Origin of the sequence: Evansella clarkii (assembly GCF_002019695.1) — a bacterium.
Lineage (GTDB): Bacteria > Bacillota > Bacilli > Bacillales > Salisediminibacteriaceae > Evansella > Evansella clarkii.
On record NZ_KV917376.1, the window covers coordinates 4,337,454 to 4,354,696 of the forward strand.

General features: G+C 41.7%; 15 protein-coding genes. 4 read left to right on the forward strand and 11 right to left on the reverse strand.

Going from position 1 to position 17,243, the window contains the following annotated elements:
• Nucleotides 1–31 precede the first annotated feature (31 nt).
• The 6 genes from BK582_RS20420 to BK582_RS20445 form a co-directional block, all read right to left on the reverse strand.
• Nucleotides 32–658: a CAP domain-containing protein gene (locus BK582_RS20420; protein ID WP_078596798.1), complete on the reverse strand. Its 627-nt coding sequence runs from the start codon at nt 656–658 to the stop codon at nt 32–34.
• Nucleotides 659–765: 107 nt separating this feature from the next.
• Nucleotides 766–1,506: an SIR2 family NAD-dependent protein deacylase gene (locus BK582_RS20425; protein ID WP_244895447.1), complete on the reverse strand. Its 741-nt coding sequence runs from the start codon at nt 1,504–1,506 to the stop codon at nt 766–768.
• Nucleotides 1,507–1,711: 205 nt separating this feature from the next.
• The gene (locus BK582_RS20430; protein ID WP_078596799.1) at nt 1,712–2,674 is read right to left on the reverse strand and encodes a serine hydrolase domain-containing protein; all 963 of its coding nucleotides are present in this window, start codon (nt 2,672–2,674) and stop codon (nt 1,712–1,714) included.
• Between the two features lie 176 nt (nt 2,675–2,850).
• Nucleotides 2,851–3,270, reverse strand: coding sequence for a DUF4395 domain-containing protein (locus tag BK582_RS20435; protein WP_078596800.1), 420 nt, complete (start codon nt 3,268–3,270; stop codon nt 2,851–2,853).
• Between the two features lie 194 nt (nt 3,271–3,464).
• The gene (gene ltrA / locus BK582_RS20440; RefSeq protein ID WP_078597867.1) at nt 3,465–4,703 is read right to left on the reverse strand and encodes a group II intron reverse transcriptase/maturase; all 1,239 of its coding nucleotides are present in this window, start codon (nt 4,701–4,703) and stop codon (nt 3,465–3,467) included.
• Between the two features lie 590 nt (nt 4,704–5,293).
• Nucleotides 5,294–5,641: a YflT domain-containing protein gene (locus BK582_RS20445; protein ID WP_078596801.1), complete on the reverse strand. Its 348-nt coding sequence runs from the start codon at nt 5,639–5,641 to the stop codon at nt 5,294–5,296.
• A gap of 273 nt (nt 5,642–5,914) precedes the next feature.
• On the opposite strand from BK582_RS20445, the gene BK582_RS20450 reads away from it, so the two are divergent.
• A complete protein-coding gene (locus BK582_RS20450; RefSeq protein WP_078596802.1) occupies nt 5,915–6,436 on the forward strand; it encodes a hypothetical protein in 522 nt (173 codons plus the stop codon).
• 68 nt (nt 6,437–6,504) lie between these two features.
• Here BK582_RS20450 and BK582_RS20455 read toward each other — a convergent pair whose 3' ends face one another.
• Entirely contained in the window at nt 6,505–7,392 is an 888-nt protein-coding gene (locus tag BK582_RS20455) for a gamma-glutamylcyclotransferase family protein (protein ID WP_244895448.1), read from the reverse strand.
• A 132-nt stretch (nt 7,393–7,524) separates the two neighbouring features.
• Nucleotides 7,525–8,433 (reverse strand): diacylglycerol/lipid kinase family protein, encoded by a 909-nt coding sequence (locus BK582_RS20460; RefSeq protein WP_244895449.1) that lies wholly within the window; start codon nt 8,431–8,433, stop codon nt 7,525–7,527.
• Nucleotides 8,434–8,844: 411 nt separating this feature from the next.
• Between BK582_RS20460 and BK582_RS20465 the strand changes: the two genes are divergently transcribed.
• On the forward strand, nt 8,845–10,383 hold the full coding sequence (locus tag BK582_RS20465) for a hypothetical protein (RefSeq protein WP_078596805.1): 1,539 nt from the start codon (nt 8,845–8,847) through the stop codon (nt 10,381–10,383).
• A gap of 492 nt (nt 10,384–10,875) precedes the next feature.
• On the forward strand, nt 10,876–12,681 hold the full coding sequence (gene pepF, locus BK582_RS20470) for an oligoendopeptidase F (RefSeq protein ID WP_078596806.1): 1,806 nt from the start codon (nt 10,876–10,878) through the stop codon (nt 12,679–12,681).
• Nucleotides 12,682–12,724: 43 nt separating this feature from the next.
• Here pepF and BK582_RS20475 read toward each other — a convergent pair whose 3' ends face one another.
• Both BK582_RS20475 and BK582_RS20480 read right to left on the reverse strand, forming a co-directional pair.
• The gene (locus BK582_RS20475; RefSeq protein WP_078596807.1) at nt 12,725–13,732 is read right to left on the reverse strand and encodes a hypothetical protein; all 1,008 of its coding nucleotides are present in this window, start codon (nt 13,730–13,732) and stop codon (nt 12,725–12,727) included.
• Nucleotides 13,733–14,299: 567 nt separating this feature from the next.
• Nucleotides 14,300–14,725 (reverse strand): ferritin-like domain-containing protein, encoded by a 426-nt coding sequence (locus BK582_RS20480; protein WP_078596808.1) that lies wholly within the window; start codon nt 14,723–14,725, stop codon nt 14,300–14,302.
• A gap of 139 nt (nt 14,726–14,864) precedes the next feature.
• On the opposite strand from BK582_RS20480, the gene BK582_RS20485 reads away from it, so the two are divergent.
• Entirely contained in the window at nt 14,865–16,460 is a 1,596-nt protein-coding gene (locus BK582_RS20485) for an ABC-F family ATP-binding cassette domain-containing protein (RefSeq protein WP_078596809.1), read from the forward strand.
• A gap of 236 nt (nt 16,461–16,696) precedes the next feature.
• Here BK582_RS20485 and BK582_RS20490 read toward each other — a convergent pair whose 3' ends face one another.
• Nucleotides 16,697–17,035: a DUF952 domain-containing protein gene (locus tag BK582_RS20490; RefSeq protein WP_078596810.1), complete on the reverse strand. Its 339-nt coding sequence runs from the start codon at nt 17,033–17,035 to the stop codon at nt 16,697–16,699.
• Nucleotides 17,036–17,243 lie beyond the last annotated feature (208 nt).

A 17,243-nucleotide genomic window follows, 5' to 3' on the forward strand; every position in this document is an offset into this window, starting at 1 on the left:
AAAAGAGGCCGGCTGGCCTCTTTTTGTTTAGTTATCTTGCTTTAATAAACAGCTGCACCCACGCCCCCTGGTAAAAACCAACACCGATTGAGTCAAATTGACCGTTCAGAATATTTTGCCTGTGTCCCGGAGAATTCATCCACGAGTTCATTACCTGTTCAGGTGTTGTCTGGCCTTTTGCGATATTTTCAGCGGCTGCCGAATAACTAATCCCATAGGTCCGCATCATGTCAAACGGCGAACCGTAGTTAGGACTGTTATGGGAAAAATAATCAGAGTTAATCATATCTTCTGCTTTTCTGTGAGCTACATTTTTCAGATCCGCCCTGTGCTGCAGAGGGCTTAGTCCATTATTAGCCCTGTGACTGTTAACTATTTCCACTACCTGGTCTTCAAATTGTGTGTGATGTTCTGCAGAAGGCTTAAGTCTGATCACTTCACCAATTTGCATATTGAGAGGGTCAATATCAGGATTAAGTCTCATTAGTTCTCTGTAATCCACATTATATCTCTGGCCGATGAACCAAAATGTGTCTCCTCTCGATACTTTATAATGTTCAAATGGTGCTTCGTTGAACATTTGGATGTTCTGGGCATGTCCCATCATCGGGAGTATAAACAGCAGTACACACCAAACCGTTAATGTTTTCTTAACCATTACAATTACCTCCGGAGTTTTTATGAATTTCTTTACTAGTGTGCAACTCCGAAGCAATTACATGTATAAAAAAAGAAATTAATTAACAGAACATTAGAAGTTTCTCTCTAAACCTCCGCATTCTTCAAGTAGTTATCCATGTACTGCAAAATTTCTTTCGCACTGCCTTTCATCACCAGGTCAAAATCAGTATCAGCAGAAGTTTCGTCTCTGTTAATAAGGGCGGTTTTTCCTCTGGTAATCGCCGGAAGCTGACTTACAGGGTACACTTGTAAACTTGATCCGATTACTAAAACCAATTCAGCTTTCTCCACCAGCTCCATACTTCTTTGCCAGGCGGTTTCAGGAAGCATTTCTCCAAACAGGACGACACTGGGTCGAAGTTTCCCCTCACATTCCCTGCATGTTGTCTGCCTCATGAATTCTTCTTTGTCTGCTATTTCTCCACAGTTATGGCACCTGAATCTATGTATAGAACCATGAAGCTCTTCTACGTTTACTGAGCCAGCTTTCTGGTGAAACCCATCAACATTTTGTGTTGCCACAAGTGTCACCAGGCCACTTTTCTCCCAGCTTGCCAGGCAATAATGGCCTTCGTGAGGGCGGCACTCTGATAATGTTGATAACCGGTCACTGTAAAACTCATGAAATAAAGAATAATTTTCCTCAACAGCTTCTGCGGTGGCAATACTTAACGGATCTATCTTCCTCCACCAGCCGGACTCAGAACGAAAGTCAGGAATCCCGCTCTCTGTTGACATCCCTGCACCGGTGAGAATTACGGTGTTTTTCTGTTGGGCGATAATTTGGGCCGTCATCTCTGCTTTCTCTTTTGTTTCGCTGAGCATGCTATCATCCTTTCTTTACGAGTCGTTTTTTACATTGCAGCTGAATTCTTGGTTGTATTAAAATTTGCGTTTTCATTTACGATATGTGAAATATTTTAATAAAAAAACTGACTTGCATATAGATTGCTGATGGAGTTACTGGTGCAGCCGGCTGAAGGAAAGATCATTGACAAATTCAGCAGCCTGCCATTTTACATGTTTTACTCTATTCTTTAACCGCCTTTAAGATATACTGTATAAACAGCTGATACGGCCTGATGCTTTCCTTCTCGCCTGTATATTTACCAGTAAAGACAGCAATCAGGTCATATTCCGGCACAATAAAAATATACTGTCCCCCTCTTCCGGCGGCATATAAGAATGACGGGAGATTCCCACCAGGAGATTTGCTGATCCACCAGTGATATCCATAATGCTGGCCAGGTGCTTTTGATGGAGCATGGGGCTTTGCTGCAGCATTCATCCACCGCTCACTCACGAGCTGTCTTTCTTTCCACTTTCCATGATTAAGAGCCAGAATACCGATTTTTAGCAGGTCTATACTTCTCAGCTTCAGTCCCCAGCCGCCGACAGGAAGACCGGCAGGATCCCTCTCCCATTGGAAATCTTCTATGCCAAGAGGAGAAAACAAGTATTCCTTAGCAATATCAGAAGCATCTTTGCCTGAAGCATTTCTTATAATCGCACTAAGGATATGGGAATCTGCTGAGCTGTAATGCATTTTTGTCCCTGGCTCATTCCTCAGAGGGCGGCTCCAAATAAATTTGAGCCAGTCTTGTGACTGGAGCATTTCTTTATTTCCAGGTAAGTCAATACCCGTAGTCATAGTCAGCACCTGCTTTAAAGTAATATTCCCTTTTCCAGCCACATCAGCTGAAAGTTCAGGAAAAAATTGTGATAAAGGAGTTTCTGTACTGTTAATGAGACCTTTGTCCACAACGATCCCCGTCACAATAGAAAGTACACTTTTCGTGACAGAATTAACTGTCTGTAATTCATTCGGAAGATTTGGTTTTTTATAGTACTCGTGTATGATTCTCCCATTACGGTATACAATACAAGTTTGTGCTTTTTCCTGTTCAAGCTTTTCGCTCATTTCCGCTAATTTCTCTTCAGAAAGCTGGGCTTCCTGAGAATTTCCGTATTTAAAATCTGAAGAAAATTCCATAGTATCACCTGTTTTGTATATTAAACTTCTTAGTTATTATAAATCCCCTTGTTACTATTTTGCTAATCATAACGTGCCGCAGATAGAGAGCAGATACGCTGTTAAAACAAAAAGAGGAAATCCCTTTAAGGTCCAAAATTAGCAACCTTACGGGATCCCCTCGCCAGTTAAAGAAATTATCTGTTTCTCGCCTCATAAGTGATTTTCTTAAACTGATAATACAGAAAACACCCGACGCAAAAACCCATTAAAGCAACAGAAGCAGCGATAGTAACCATGCCGATAAACAACCAGCCTGACCAGTGTCCTGTGATAAGAAGTACAAGCACTCCTGCCGCTAATAAAGAAGCAGCTATCGTCTGGTTAAACCTTTGTAAAACTGCTGCTTCCGTATCGTCCCGTGAAAGATCCTTCTTTGTTACTGCTCTGGCAACCCGAAATGCTATGTTCCCTTTTGGACCGAAAACCAGGGAAGAGATAACGGCTGCAAGTGCAAGGCCGGCAATCCATACCGCCTGAAATAAGATTGCAAGTGCAGTTAAACAGACAAGCATCGTCTGATTTGCCCTGACTAACGTAACTGGTACTTCTTTCATTAACATCCACCTCTTTTAATTCCAATAATATTACTATGAATTATTACAGGTATTTCGCCTTTTTACAAGGTATGCATATTCTCTAACGAGTTCCCACAGTTTCTAAAATCGAGTAGGAGGGGGTGACTAACCCCCGACCTCTCACACCACCGTACGTACGGATCCGTATACGGCGGTTTCATGAAAATCAAACGTTATATCAACGACTTCAAACCCATCCTGCGCCAATAGGCGTCATTAAGCGTATGGTGGAGAATTGGGCTACAGGCGACTCGCCAGTAGCCTTTTCTTGTGTTTCCCCATTCATAAGCCTTCTGCTTCGATACTCCCAAGGCGATTAGGTTTCTGACTTTTGTTTTCGGTTTCTTCCATTCTTTCCATCGTACCATTCGAAGTCTTCTTCTTATCCACTTCATTAATTCCTTTAATACCGAGGGTGTTTCCGCCAGTCGGAAATAATTTCTCCAGCCGACGATAAACCGGTTCAGCTTGCCAATTCTGTATTCCATAGGAATACTTTTCTTTCGGGAAGTAATCTCACGGATTCGACCTTTTGCCCGTTGGATTGATTCCCTGTGTATTCTTATTTTCGCTTTTCCTTTAGAAGAAGCTGTGAAACTGAAACCCAGGAACTTTCGTTTCCACGGACGGTCTACCGCGCTCTTTTCCCGATTTACCTTTAGCTTCAGTTTATCTTCAATGAAGGTGATCATGTTCTTTCGGATACGCTCTGCGGCTTTCTTTGACCCCGTGTAAATCTGGCAGTCGTCCGCATAGCGGACAAAGCGAATACTCCGTTTCTCCAGTTCTTTGTCCAATTCATCCAGGACAATATTTGAGAGAAGCGGGCTTAATGGACTCCCTTGGGGAGTCCCCATGTCGTTTTGCCTAACTAATCCGTTTTCCATGATTCCTGCCTGAAGGTATTTCCGGATGATGCTCAACACCCTTCTGTCGCTAATACGGTAACTTAACGTTCGCATCAACCGGTCGTGGTTCACTTTGTCGAAGAATTTCTCCAGATCAATATCGACCACCCATGTGTACCCTTCGTTGATATACTGTTTTGCTTTCAACACGGCATCATGGGCTCGTCGTTTCGGGCGGAAACCGTAACTGTTCTTAGAAAATGTCGGATCATAGATTCGTTGAAGGTAGAGATTAATGGATTGCTGGATCAGACGGTCCATGACAGTCGGGATCCCTAACTTCCGTTTACCCCCGTCCGGTTTCGGGATTTCGACTCGGCGGATCGGTGACGGTTGGTAGGTTCTCGACAAGAGCCCCTGGCGGATGGCAGACCATTCTTCGGAGATCTGGGATTTCAGTTCCGCAGTGGTAATGCCGTCAACGCCCTGGCTCCCTTTATTTTGGACTACCTTGAGATATGCTTTATTCAAATTGTCTCGGTGTAATATCTCTTCCAACATCACATTAACCTCCACGTGGCTCTTCCTTTCCATTGTGTGGTATCATTCTCCACGCTTCCTAAGCCCTGGAGGGATTCACCTCTGCTTCCTAGGCAAGCTGGTATATTCTGTGTCATCGAATGATACGTACGCAGGTGGATGAGCACTCTTTTCATGATTCAGCCCTTCCCACAAAATCTAGAAATCTGTGGTACTATGGCTTCGGCTGACTTCTGACAGTTCAGTGATTCCTCCTGGAATCAGTTACCGCATTTGTACGGCGTTCCTGTCAGACCTCCCCGGGTAAGTGCATAAACTTCCTCTCCATATACCCGCCTCATTTACTGCCGGATCCTTCGGTCGTTAGGACTTTGACTTGTTTTGCAGCCTCATCCAGACCAGACAGCCTTGTATGAGATTCGTGTTCCTCGGGTCGGAGATTTGCCTCCGGCTTCCTTCAGATTCCGAGTCGCCCCGGACACCCTTGCCTTTAGCTAGCAGTTACAACGACCTTCACTGTTCGGGACTTGAACCCTAAAGCGTATGCACATGCCGGGCACACAATAAAAAAGAAGCAGCATAGACAGCTGCTTCTTTTAGAATACCATTATTTTTTACTGAAAAATTGTGTTGTCATTTGTGTCTGTGACAGCTACGACTACTTTTCCTTCATCCAGCTTTTCTTCAAGGTTTTCCGCTTCATCCTGAGAAAATCCAAGCTCTTTGAATTTTGCTCTCAGTTCGTCGCCTTTGCTGCGGAATACATTTTTAACAGTAGTTGAAAGACCCTGGTCTGACATGTCAACAGTGCTTGCGTCCGCCTCATCAGCTACACGGCTCGTGCGGTCGCTGTCATGAGTAATTACATAAATGTTATCTTCGTCCACACCTTTTGTTTTCAGTGATTCGATTGCCTGAATGGCGTCCTGGTCATTTTGAAATTCTTTGTGTACTAGATCCATACGTAATACCTCCTGTTGCTTAATAGATTAACAAACACATTTGTTTGTGAAATTTCATTGTGTGTTATTTCCTGATGGAAACAATCACTTAGAGAATATATACCATTTTCCGCTTCGTGTTAAACCTTTGTAAAGCAAGTAATACGTTTTTTTATTTTCCATCCGCTTACTATTCTTTATTTATCCCTTGAAACTAAAGGGCAAGTCTAGTAGAATGCATAATTTGTGGGTAATATTCCACTGCCGCTATACAATTGTGAAAGGAGAATCCCTATGCTTACTGTATCTTCGGCATTTGCCAAAAAGGAAGAAAAGTCGAAAGAAGAACTAATTCAAGAAATTGAAAATCTCGAATATCAAGTATTCCGAATGCAGGAAAATATGAAGGAAATATCAAAGCGTGGTAAAGTTCTCGGCATTGAAATGACTAAAGAAGAAAAATGGGTAATTGTTTATGCAGTGAAAGATAAACATGTTTGTAAAATAAATATACATGATTGCGAAACACCTTATCGCGGGCATTGGGATTTTTCCATTCAGGCTTCGTACACTGGAGATTCGGAGATTCATATTGATGATATCCGCGGAGAAGAAAATAAGGGGCATGGCAGTGTATGTATGAAGTTCCTCCAGGAGCATGCTCGGGAACATAATATTCAATATATTACCGGAGCTATCTCTGAAAGGGACTGGGGACATCTTAACCGGCTTGTCCATTTTTATAAGAAGCATGATTTTTATGTAGAAGTTGATAAAACACAAAAAAAGGGCAAAATTTACTGGGAAAGAAACTGAAGTGTGTTCGCTATTTTGAGAACACACTTCATACATACAGAGTTTTTTATTACCCTTCTGTTATTCAATTAATAATTACTTAATATATTCTTTTCAAGTTTTTCTGTTTCCACACCGAGCATTTCCATCTGCCTTTTCAACTGGTCATAATACTCCTCTGAAACTCTCCCTTTCGCTCCCCGTAATATTTCAAGTGCATAATGATCAGGCGGCCTCATATCATCTTTTTTTTCAATTACGGAAAAAGTAAGCACATTTTTGATTACCCTGCCATCTGCCTCTACATTAACAAAGGCTGGACGGTACCTTCCTGCACGTACTCCTTCCCTGCGAAACAGATATTCCACAGCTTCTTTTCTCACGGTATATAAAATACCTTCCACGGAACCTTCTCCTTCTCTAATATCCGCACGGCCTCCATCTTTAGATGATATAGAATAACAAAGAGAATAGCCGCTGAGCTTTCCGAAGAGTACATCTTTATTAAAATGTTCTGCCGCTCCGTCAGAGGTGATTCTTTCATCATCCATACAGGAACCGTAAGCAAAATAAAACAGCCTTTCCGGCTGCTGTTTCAGCCATTTATGCAGCTTCCAGTCTCCTGAACTGATTTTTTCCTTTTTCATATCACTTCTCGATTGATCTAAATAGTAGACATAGGCCTCACGGACCCCGTTATCGGTATTAACCACTGCTTTTTCTCTGAAAAACAGATTTTCCCTCCGTCCTTCTTCATAGCCTTCCAGCAGATCTAGCATTGCAAGTTCTTCAGTACTCACACGGTATAATTCTCCGTAAGCAATATCATATGGATGGGCTTCGAGAGCTGGATATCCGCAGTGTGTATCATACAGGCTGCCGTTTATCCAGGCCTGTGAAGCAGTCCGTTCTGCATCTTTCAGCAAATGGGAATATTTCTCACCTGTTCTTAACGTTCCATATACAAAAACATTCATTTGTGCCATCATCATCTCCTTTTTCTGCAAAAATTCTCAGGAGTTCAGTAAGGATATACATCCAGTATATGTCTGTAGATTTTAAAAGCCACTTCTTAATCTATTCCGTTATTCCTCCTCCCATGGCGGAAATTAAAAATTCTCTCCTGTAACAAATGGAAGTTTCTTAGCCAATTCGATTCTGACGGGAGTTTCCATATATATTTCTCCATCCATATCTATTTTAGCAGGAGCTGAGGTTTCCAGGGAGAGCCCGGATGTTCTTATATACTCAAATTCCGCAGGATCAGGGTTCCATTCGCTCAGCCCTTTTGTCTGCAGTACGCTTCTTACAAGAGGGATACCAGCCTGCTTTAAAATAAACACATCGAGCATCCCGTCCTGCAGTGATATGCTGGAAACAGGAAGCTCGCTCGTTCCGATAAAACGGCCGTTAGCAACGAGAATCATCACTCCCTCGTCCTCAATTACATGATTGTCGGCAGTAAGTTTAAACGGAAATGGTTCAATAGTGTTCATCGTCTGCAGAGCACTGATAAAATAACTGATTTTCCCGAACACTTCCTTTAAATTATCGTTTATATTCTCGGATGTTTCGGTAATTAAGCCAATGCCTAAGAAATTTGTAAACCAGCGCTCATTCACTTTTACAACATCTACCGCCTCCACCTTTCCGCTGAATACAGCCTGTACGGCCTGCTTCATATTCTGCGGAACACCGAGGGATCGGAGAAAGTCGTTGCAAGTACCTCCAGGCAAAACGGCTGCATGAGGGGGCCTTTCCAGTTCAGCCAGTCCGTTAATACACTCATGAACCGTGCCATCCCCTCCAAGTATACAAACCAGATCAACGGATCCCCCCTCTTCTCTGCAGATTCTTTCTCCGTCTCCTTTTTTCTCTGTTCTCCGGAGAATGATCTCAGGAATTTTCGGTGCAAAAATGTTAATTATGATTTCCAGGTTTTTAACAGCCTCGTTCTGGCCTGCCTGGTCGTTATAAAGTATTAAGGCTCTCTTATACATATTTTTCATCACTTCCATGTGCAGATATTTATGTGCTCATTCAGTTTTTTTTAACAGGGTAACCAGTTTGGTATGCATATCGTGTTTATGTTAATGTTTCCCTTTGTTGCTTTTCAGAAAACCAGCGGGATAGTCTGTTGGCTCCCTTAACAATAAAAGCACAGTAAAACTGTTATTTATGGGAATAATACCTGCTACTATCCTTTTTCTATCAGAATCTTAAGGTTAAACGCCAAATAATTTTCATTTTTCATTAACCCCGCACATCCATAATCAGTTATAGTTATTATCTGGGCAGTTGTTCCTCCCATGCTGTTATAAACCCTTATGCTGCTGGTCACTGGATCTATCATAAAAATTAAGCTCAGAACAGGCGGAATTAAGTAAAATAAGGCCTGTTACCTTAATAATAAAGGAGTATATTTATTTATGGACATTACTGAACAAATAACTAATCTTCAACTGCTGAATCAATTCTGGATTATCTTTTTATTCCTTATCCCTATGGTCCTCATTTCCAGGACTGTTGTAGCAGGAACAAGGTATTCTCCAATTCTTATTATTGTTATTTTCGGTTTATCGATGGGTTACATACTCGTCCTCAGCGATGTGGGAACTCCCGGGCTTACCGAATTTCCCTTTGTAAGCCTGATGGCTAACACAACAATCATCGCTCTGACTGTTTCCTTTTTTGTAGGCGGGCAGGAGCTCAGAAAGATACTTGGCAATAAAGAAACCCCTCCGGACGACTTAATGGCTCCATCTGATGAGGAAACGATGCTGGGTACAAGCCGGACACAGTTTATCTTTATTATCAGGTCATTCTTCCTCCTTCTTGGTATTGAAGGATTATCCCGTTTTTTATTCAGTGGTGACGGAGGAACGATGCTAAGCGGTTATTACCCTCTTATTGCCTATATTGGACTGGCAGGAGCAATAATCCTGATTGATAATAAAGCAAAAATAAAAAACAAACATCTATATATGCGAAAAGGACTGGCCGAGATGGGAGCTATTTTGCTCATTCTTTACCTTTCTTTTCAGGCAGCTGCCCTTATACGTCCGGTAATAGCACTGCCCCAGATCTTTTTTGCCATGATGATATCTGCAGCCCTTGGTGCGATTCTTTATAAATGGGCTTTCGGCCCCACAATACGTGCCTTATTGTTCGGAGGTATTCCAATTGTGCTTGCGGGGAATTTTCTGATTGGAGGATCCCGAATAGGAGAAGCCTTCTCCATCGAAGGAATGAATTCGGTCATCGCCTACGGCTTTTTCGGTCAATTATTCTGGATGTTCGGAGGAATTGCACTGCTGATGTATTTTGGCCGCTCAATAAATGTAAGGAATCTGGCTCCGGGAATGGCTGGGTCGTTATCCCATTCTGGTTTGACAGGAGCGTGCACTGCAGGTGATTTTGGTAAAACAGCTGCCAGAAGAGCACCTATTATGATTAATATCCCGTTTTTTGGCCATATTTTTGTATTTTCTATTCTTGCAATCAGCGCTGAGCGCGGAGGCCTGTGGTTCTGGCCAACACTAATACTTGTCCTGATCGGCGTTGCTCTCACCATATTCGCTCTGCAGCAGTTAAGGAGATCGGATGGCAGAGACCGAAACGAAGTAAATGCCCTCATGGCTTTTTCTTTCGGTTGGCAGATTTGTGCTGTCTTTGGGGGACTCTTCCTTCTCGGTTTCAGTACTATGTCTATGGATTATGCAGCCATGGCCCAGACGAGCGCTATTTCCCATTTCGGACTGTTTGCTGCTATACAGGGAGAAATGTTTGGGACAGATGCAGCATTACTAATTCCATTTATATTTTCTATGCCATTCCTTGTTCATCCATTAGTATTCTTTATGTTTGGTAAAGCGATGGAAAACGATGGGGATATGCCCGTTAAGCCAGTCTATTTTATGGCTATTGCTGGTCTTGCAGGCATACTCTGGGCTGTTTTCGCTTCATAAATCGAAAACACATATGGCGCCGCTTATTCGTGAGGTTACGCTTGTCCCTTCGTGGTCTTCGGCCTTGGCTTTTCCGAAGGTGCCTCCTTTGTCCGTTTCAACAACATCACTTTCATAAATGAATTTTATAGTCATGCTGAGCTAATGACAGACTCATTTAAAGAAATGTAAGATTATCGTGTCAGGCGTCTGCCCTCTCGTGGCAGGCGCTGACAATTTTTTTATTTTAGAGTATAATATTTTCAGCGGTGAGGTTTTTTCTTTGCATTCTTTGCATTGATGATTTTTCTTGCCAAAGTTTAAGTGCATCTGCTCCTCTGCCTTCGCTTTTAGGCTCGCCCAGTGCCCCGTCCTCTTTACTTCATCATACAAAAGACCTATTACTATAAACGATAAAATTAAATTTCAGAAAAGTGATATTACTCTTTCATTTTATGTAGTATAATTGGGATAATTCGGGAATAATATGCCATTTTTTAGAGGAGTGAACCCATGACAAAAACGTTAACAAAAAGAGAAGAAGTAACAAGAGAAGAAACCTGGAGAACTGAAGACCTGTTTGCTTCAAAAGAAGAGTGGATGAAACAGCTGAAAGAAGCAGAGAGCTTTGTCTCACAGGTTACTAAATATAAAGGGACACTTCGTAATTCCGCAGCGGATCTTCTGCATTGCCTGCAGGCTCAGGAAAAGCTGATGGAAAAAGTTGTCCTGCTTGCCACTTATGCCAACCTGAAACTGGCGGAAGACGGTTCAAATCCTGAATCACAGGCCGACTTCGCAATTATGAGTGCCTCAATGACAAAAATCAATACTGCTTTGGCTTTTATCGAATCTGAAATACTTGCATTACCTGAGGGCCAAATAAATTTATTTTTTAATGAAAAATCTGAACTTGAGTTATACCGTATACCATTAGAGAGGATTCTAGAGAAAAAGCCTCACGCTCTTTCACCGGAAACGGAAGAAGTTCTTGCTTCTTTAGGAGAAGTTACAGACGCACCTTATAAAATATACTCCACAAGCAAATCATCAGATATGGTATTCGATCCATTCACTGGTACTGGCGGAGAAGAAAAGGCACTTTCATTCGCTTTATTTGAAGACCAGTACGAACTCTCGCCAAACACAGAGGAGCGCCGCAATGCCTACCATTCTTTTATAAAAACATTAAAACAGTACGAAAATACATATGCCGCTGTATATGCTACGGAAGTAAAAAAACAAGTAGCTCTCTCAAAAGTAAGAAATTACAATTCAGTTACCGATATGCTGCTGCAGCCGCAAAAAGTCACTACAGAAATGTACGAAAACCAGCTGAACATTATCTATAAGGAACTGGCGCCTCATATGCGGAAGTTCGCCCGGCTTAAGAAAAAAGTTCTCGGTCTGGATGAAATGAAATTTTGTGACCTGAAAGCCCCTCTCGACCCTGAATTCCAGCCGGAAACTTCATACGAGAAAGTGTCTGATATTATTCTTGAAGCTCTTGAAGTTATGGGGCCGGAGTACCATGAGATAATGAAAAAAGGCCTTACTGAAGGCTGGGTTGACCGTGCAGATAATACCGGAAAAATGACCGGGGCATTTTGTTCAAGCCCTTATGGTTCTCATCCTTTTATTCTTATGACATGGAAAGATACAATGCGCGGCGCCTTTATTCTCGCTCATGAACTTGGCCATGCGGGACATTTTTATCTCGCAAATAAAAACCAGCGGATAGGAGATACCCGTCCATCCACTTATTTCGTGGAAGCTCCTTCTACGATGAATGAACTTATCCTTGGAAACCACTTGCTAAAGGCTACTGATGATCCGCGGATGAAACGGTGGGTCATCTTACAATTCCTTGGCACATACTATCACAATTTCGTTACACATCTTCTTGAAGGAGAATTTCAGAGAAGAGTATATGAGCATGCGGAACTAGGTAAGCCGCATACCGCTTCTACACTCACAGGAATTAAACAGGAGGTGCTGGAAGGCTTCTGGGGAGATGCTGTCGCTGTCGATAAGGAGGCAGGACTTACATGGATGAGGCAGCCGCATTATTATATGGGACTTTACCCTTACACTTATTCGGCCGGCTTAACAGCATCAACGGCGGTTTATAAGCTGATGGAGGAAGAAGGACAGCCGGTAATCGACCGCTGGCTTGAAGTGCTGAAAGCGGGAGGAACAAAAGATCCTCTTGAGTTAATGCAGCATGCCGGAGTAGATATGTCCAGACCTGATGCTATCCGTACAGCCATTGATTATATAGGCTCCCTCGTGAATGAACTTGAAAGCAGTTACGAGTAAAATTTAAAGCAGGAAGGGAACACGCCAGGCGTGTTCCCTTTTATCATTTCATCACATAAGATACTTTTCCTTTAGCAGCCTGTATTAGAAGACTAAGGCTGATCAGCTGTTTAATCATTAATTCCAGGGAGATGTCCTCATTTCCATGATCCGGCTGGAAAGTTATATTAACGCCAAGCTTCCAGCGATTCATAATCATCCCTATTATTTTAACATCCTGTTCCGGAAGGCATGTCTGCCATTCCTTATCCCTGATTTCCAGTTCCCCTGTATTTTCGTTTACGTAATTATTAAGCTTTACTGAGACTCCTTTTGTTTCTTCATTAACGTTAAAATCCTCCCCAGGCTTTGTCTGATTTGCTAAATGAACTGTTAAAAAAGAGGAATAACTGTCTGTGTTTTCGTGCTTTTTATATTCCGTTATTATTTTACCTTCGTAAGCTAAAAATTGATTTCTGTATAACTGGAAATGGCGCTGTTTTCCAGGAAGAGCATTTTTAGTATTGTCCCCTTCAATCTGGTCCGAGACGAGAAGTGTAAACTCTCTCCAGGAAGCATTAAGGTCCTTGCTTAACAGCCATTCACAAAAAGCTCTCACTGTATCATTTACCACTTCCTGCCTAATGCTGTCCTCTTCATTATGGTTTTCCCCGTATACATATGTTTCATCAGGAAGTTCCTTGGCAGTTTTTCCTTCCCTGTTTCTGTAGTTAGCTATTTTTTCTTCTGCCAGTTCTACCCACTCAACCTTTGAATCAGTTAGCGCCTCTTTATAATCAGCGGTAATAGTTTTCAATACAACTATGACTCTGGCCGTATTCTTGTCCTTCCGGAGCAGACTCCCGGCCTTCCTGATAATTTTGCCGGCAAGCTCATCCGTTAAGCTGCTGTAATATACCACTGCATAAACTGTCCTGCCAAATTTATCATTTAATTTCAGTATTGTAAGTATTTCATCCGAGCTCTCTTCTAACCCGGCGGAGGTAAGGTTTTTGCTGATTATTTCCGGTTTTTCTGTAATTAATTTTACTGCATCTTTTTGAGTAGTCATGCTGTCTCCTCTTTCGTTATCTAAACATTACACCCTCGTATGAAATAACCTGTTTTCTTAAACGTTAAACCTTGTACTTCATAATATAAGAATAAGTGCCTGCTAACTCACTCCCTTTTAAATAATATGTCTTTTCCTGTATTGAGTAATCAGAAGAAGTAAAGTAACCGGTATAATCCGGTTATATGCAGATTGGAGCTCATTTCGGGGGATATAAGGGAGGTTTTCCGGATATGTGAAGTTAAATCATCCATTTTCCAGTTTTTTTGAGTTAATAGGCGGAATCTTTCCGTCTATTTAAGCGTTATTTAAAAAGAATTACGAATTAAGCAGAATTTATCCGTCTACTTATAAAAATGGTTGCTTCACTCGAACCACCAACCGATAAGTACAAATCCACTTGATCCTGGATGCGGGTATAAGGAGCTTTTTATCGACCAGTTAATAAAGATTAATAAAGAAAAGACGTATGCCATTTCCTACGTCTTTTCTTGCCACTTTTGATTAAAAAACACCCGGTAACAGTGCCCTTTATGCTGTAAGCCGCTGTTTTTGTATGTTCTTGCTTTACCTCACCGTTAAATAAGACAGGAACCATACTGCATGATGCTGCTCATCCAATGCCGCCCGGCGGAACATACGGCGTGTGGATGAGTCAGGTGCTCTGTCAGCCATACTATTGTACAGGTCTACTGTATTCTGCTCATCTTCAAATGCGGCCAGAAGCGCAAGCCGGTAATTGCCCGGGCACTCTTCGGTTACCACCGGTGAATGAGAACGGCCTGTTATTGATGTATAAAGCATGAGAAACTGTTCAAAATGTTTTATTTCGTCCTTTCTGATTTCCAGTATCTGATTTCTCTCTTTTTCATTTGATGCCTGATCCGCCATTCTCTCGTAACATTCAATTGCACTGTATTCCCCATTTATCGCTTTTTCCAAATCTCTGATAAATTTATTTATTTCCTTCTTATTGCTTCCTCCTGAATACATAATGCCTCTCCTTTCCCCGGGCGCTCCATACGTATGTATATGTCACTGAAGGAGCTGCTGTGAAAAATAGAAACCTCGTCTTTTTCCAGTTCTCATGTTATAATTCTCTAAGACTTTATTAGCAGAGGATGAATATTAAATGATTACTGTTACAGATGTCAGCTTGCAGTTTGGCGACCGCAAGCTGTTTGAAGATGTTAATATTAAATTTACGCCGGGCAACTGCTACGGCTTAATTGGTGCAAACGGAGCCGGCAAGTCTACGTTCCTCAAAATATTATCCGGGGAGATTGAATCACAGACAGGACATGTTTCCCTGCAGCCGGGACAGCGTATGGCTGTGCTGAAGCAAAACCACTTCGAATACGAAGAAGAAATCGTTCTTGATGTTGTTTTAATGGGCTATAAGCGTCTGTTCGAAGTAATGAAAGAAAAAGACGCTATTTACATGAAACCGGATTTCTCTGATGAAGACGGCATGAAAGCAGCCGAGCTTGAAGGGGAATTCGCTGAAATGAACGGATATGAAGCAGAATCTGATGCAGCCGTGCTTCTAAAGGGACTCGGTATATCAATAGATCTTCATCAGAAAAAAATGGCGGATCTGACAGGTAACGAAAAAGTTAAAGTGCTTCTTGCACAGGCACTTTTCGGTAATCCTGATGTCCTTCTCCTTGACGAGCCTACTAACCACCTTGATATTGAAGCAATCCAATGGCTCGAAGAGTTCCTTATTAACTTTGATAATACTGTAATTGTGGTATCCCATGACAGACATTTCCTGAATAAAGTGTGTACACATATTGCGGATCTTGATTTCGGTAAAATTCAAATTTATGTAGGAAACTACGATTTCTGGTATGAGTCCAGCCAGCTCGCATTAAAGATGGCACAGGACCAAAACAAGAAGAAAGAAGAAAAGATTAAAGAGCTGCAGGCTTTCGTAGCCCGGTTCAGCGCAAATGCTTCAAAATCCAAACAGGCTACATCAAGGAAAAAACTTCTTGATAAAATCGAGCTGGATGATATTAAGCCGTCTTCACGTAAGTACCCTTATATTGCCTTTAAACCAAACCGTGAAATTGGGAATGACCTTCTCACTGTTGAAGGGTTAACAAAAACCATTGACGGTGTGAAAGTTCTTGATAACGTCAGCTTTACGTTAAATAAGGATGACAAAGTGGCTGTTGTAGGAAGCAACGAAATTGCCAACTCTACTCTGTTAAAAATCCTTGCTGGCGAAATGGAGCCTGACAGCGGAACATATAAATGGGGAATTACTACATCGCAGGCATACTTCCCTAAGGACAACGCGAAATACTTTGAAGGTGTTGACCTTGACTTAGTCGACTGGCTGCGCCAGTACTCCCCTGAAGACCAGACTGAATCGTTCCTTCGCGGATTCCTTGGCAGAATGCTCTTCTCAGGGGAAGAAGCTAAGAAAAAAGCAAGTGTCTTATCAGGAGGAGAAAAAGTTCGCTGCATGCTGTCCAAAATGATGCTTGGAGGAGCAAACGTCCTGTTGCTCGATGATCCAACAAACCATTTAGACCTTGAGTCCATTACAGCACTTAACAACGGCCTGATTAATTTCAAAGGTTCTATGCTGTTCATTTCCCATGACCACCAGTTCATTCAGTCCATTGCCAATCGCGTGATTGAAATCAGGGAAACAGGGGTCCTGGATAAAGAAATTTCTTATGATGAGTATCTTAAACTGAAATTAGCAGAATAAAGAATAAACCGTGTATTCAAAATGGCTCTCACAGATGGTGAGAGCCATTTCTTTTTACATATAATTTTCTTAAAGTAAACGATACACGATAAAGATCTCTTCCGCTAAAGTTATAGTCCCTCATAATAACAGAACTCAAGGATGCTTCCTTAACGACCAACAAAAAAAGATTCCAATTACCAAACGATAATATGGAACCTCATTTATTTGAAAAAACTGTTTTTGCTCAGTCTTTCTTATGCTTCTCTAATATACTTTGTCAGATCAGCTGTATCATTGTTAGCGATCTGCGTTACAGACACAACAGCATCCAGGTTTAAATATCCGTAAACATGCGGATACATCGTTCCAGATTCGTTCAGATCCTCAAATATAACCAGGTTATCAAGCTTTGCTGAATCAATCTTAAGCAGAACGAGCTCCTTGCCTGGCGGATAGGCACTGCCGTCTGCCGTTTTTAACTGTTGGTCTGTAAAACAGTGAATGTAACCTTCTTCGTCAACAGATTCAGGCCAGTACTGCTCTTCTTTCAACGCTGCTTCCCATTCTTCTGCTGTCAAAATGTGATATATCATTATTATTACTCCCCCCTGTTGCTGATTTCCCCATCTTGATTATAAATTTTTTCAGTGAAAAAGTGTACAATTTGATTGGAAAAGTCATATTTTTTTCACCATTTTGTTACAACTTTTTGAACTTTTTTGTTATGCGTACGAGTAACAGGATTACAGGTAATCATTTTGTTAAACTGAAGACCTGTTAATAACAGGTAAAAAACACAGT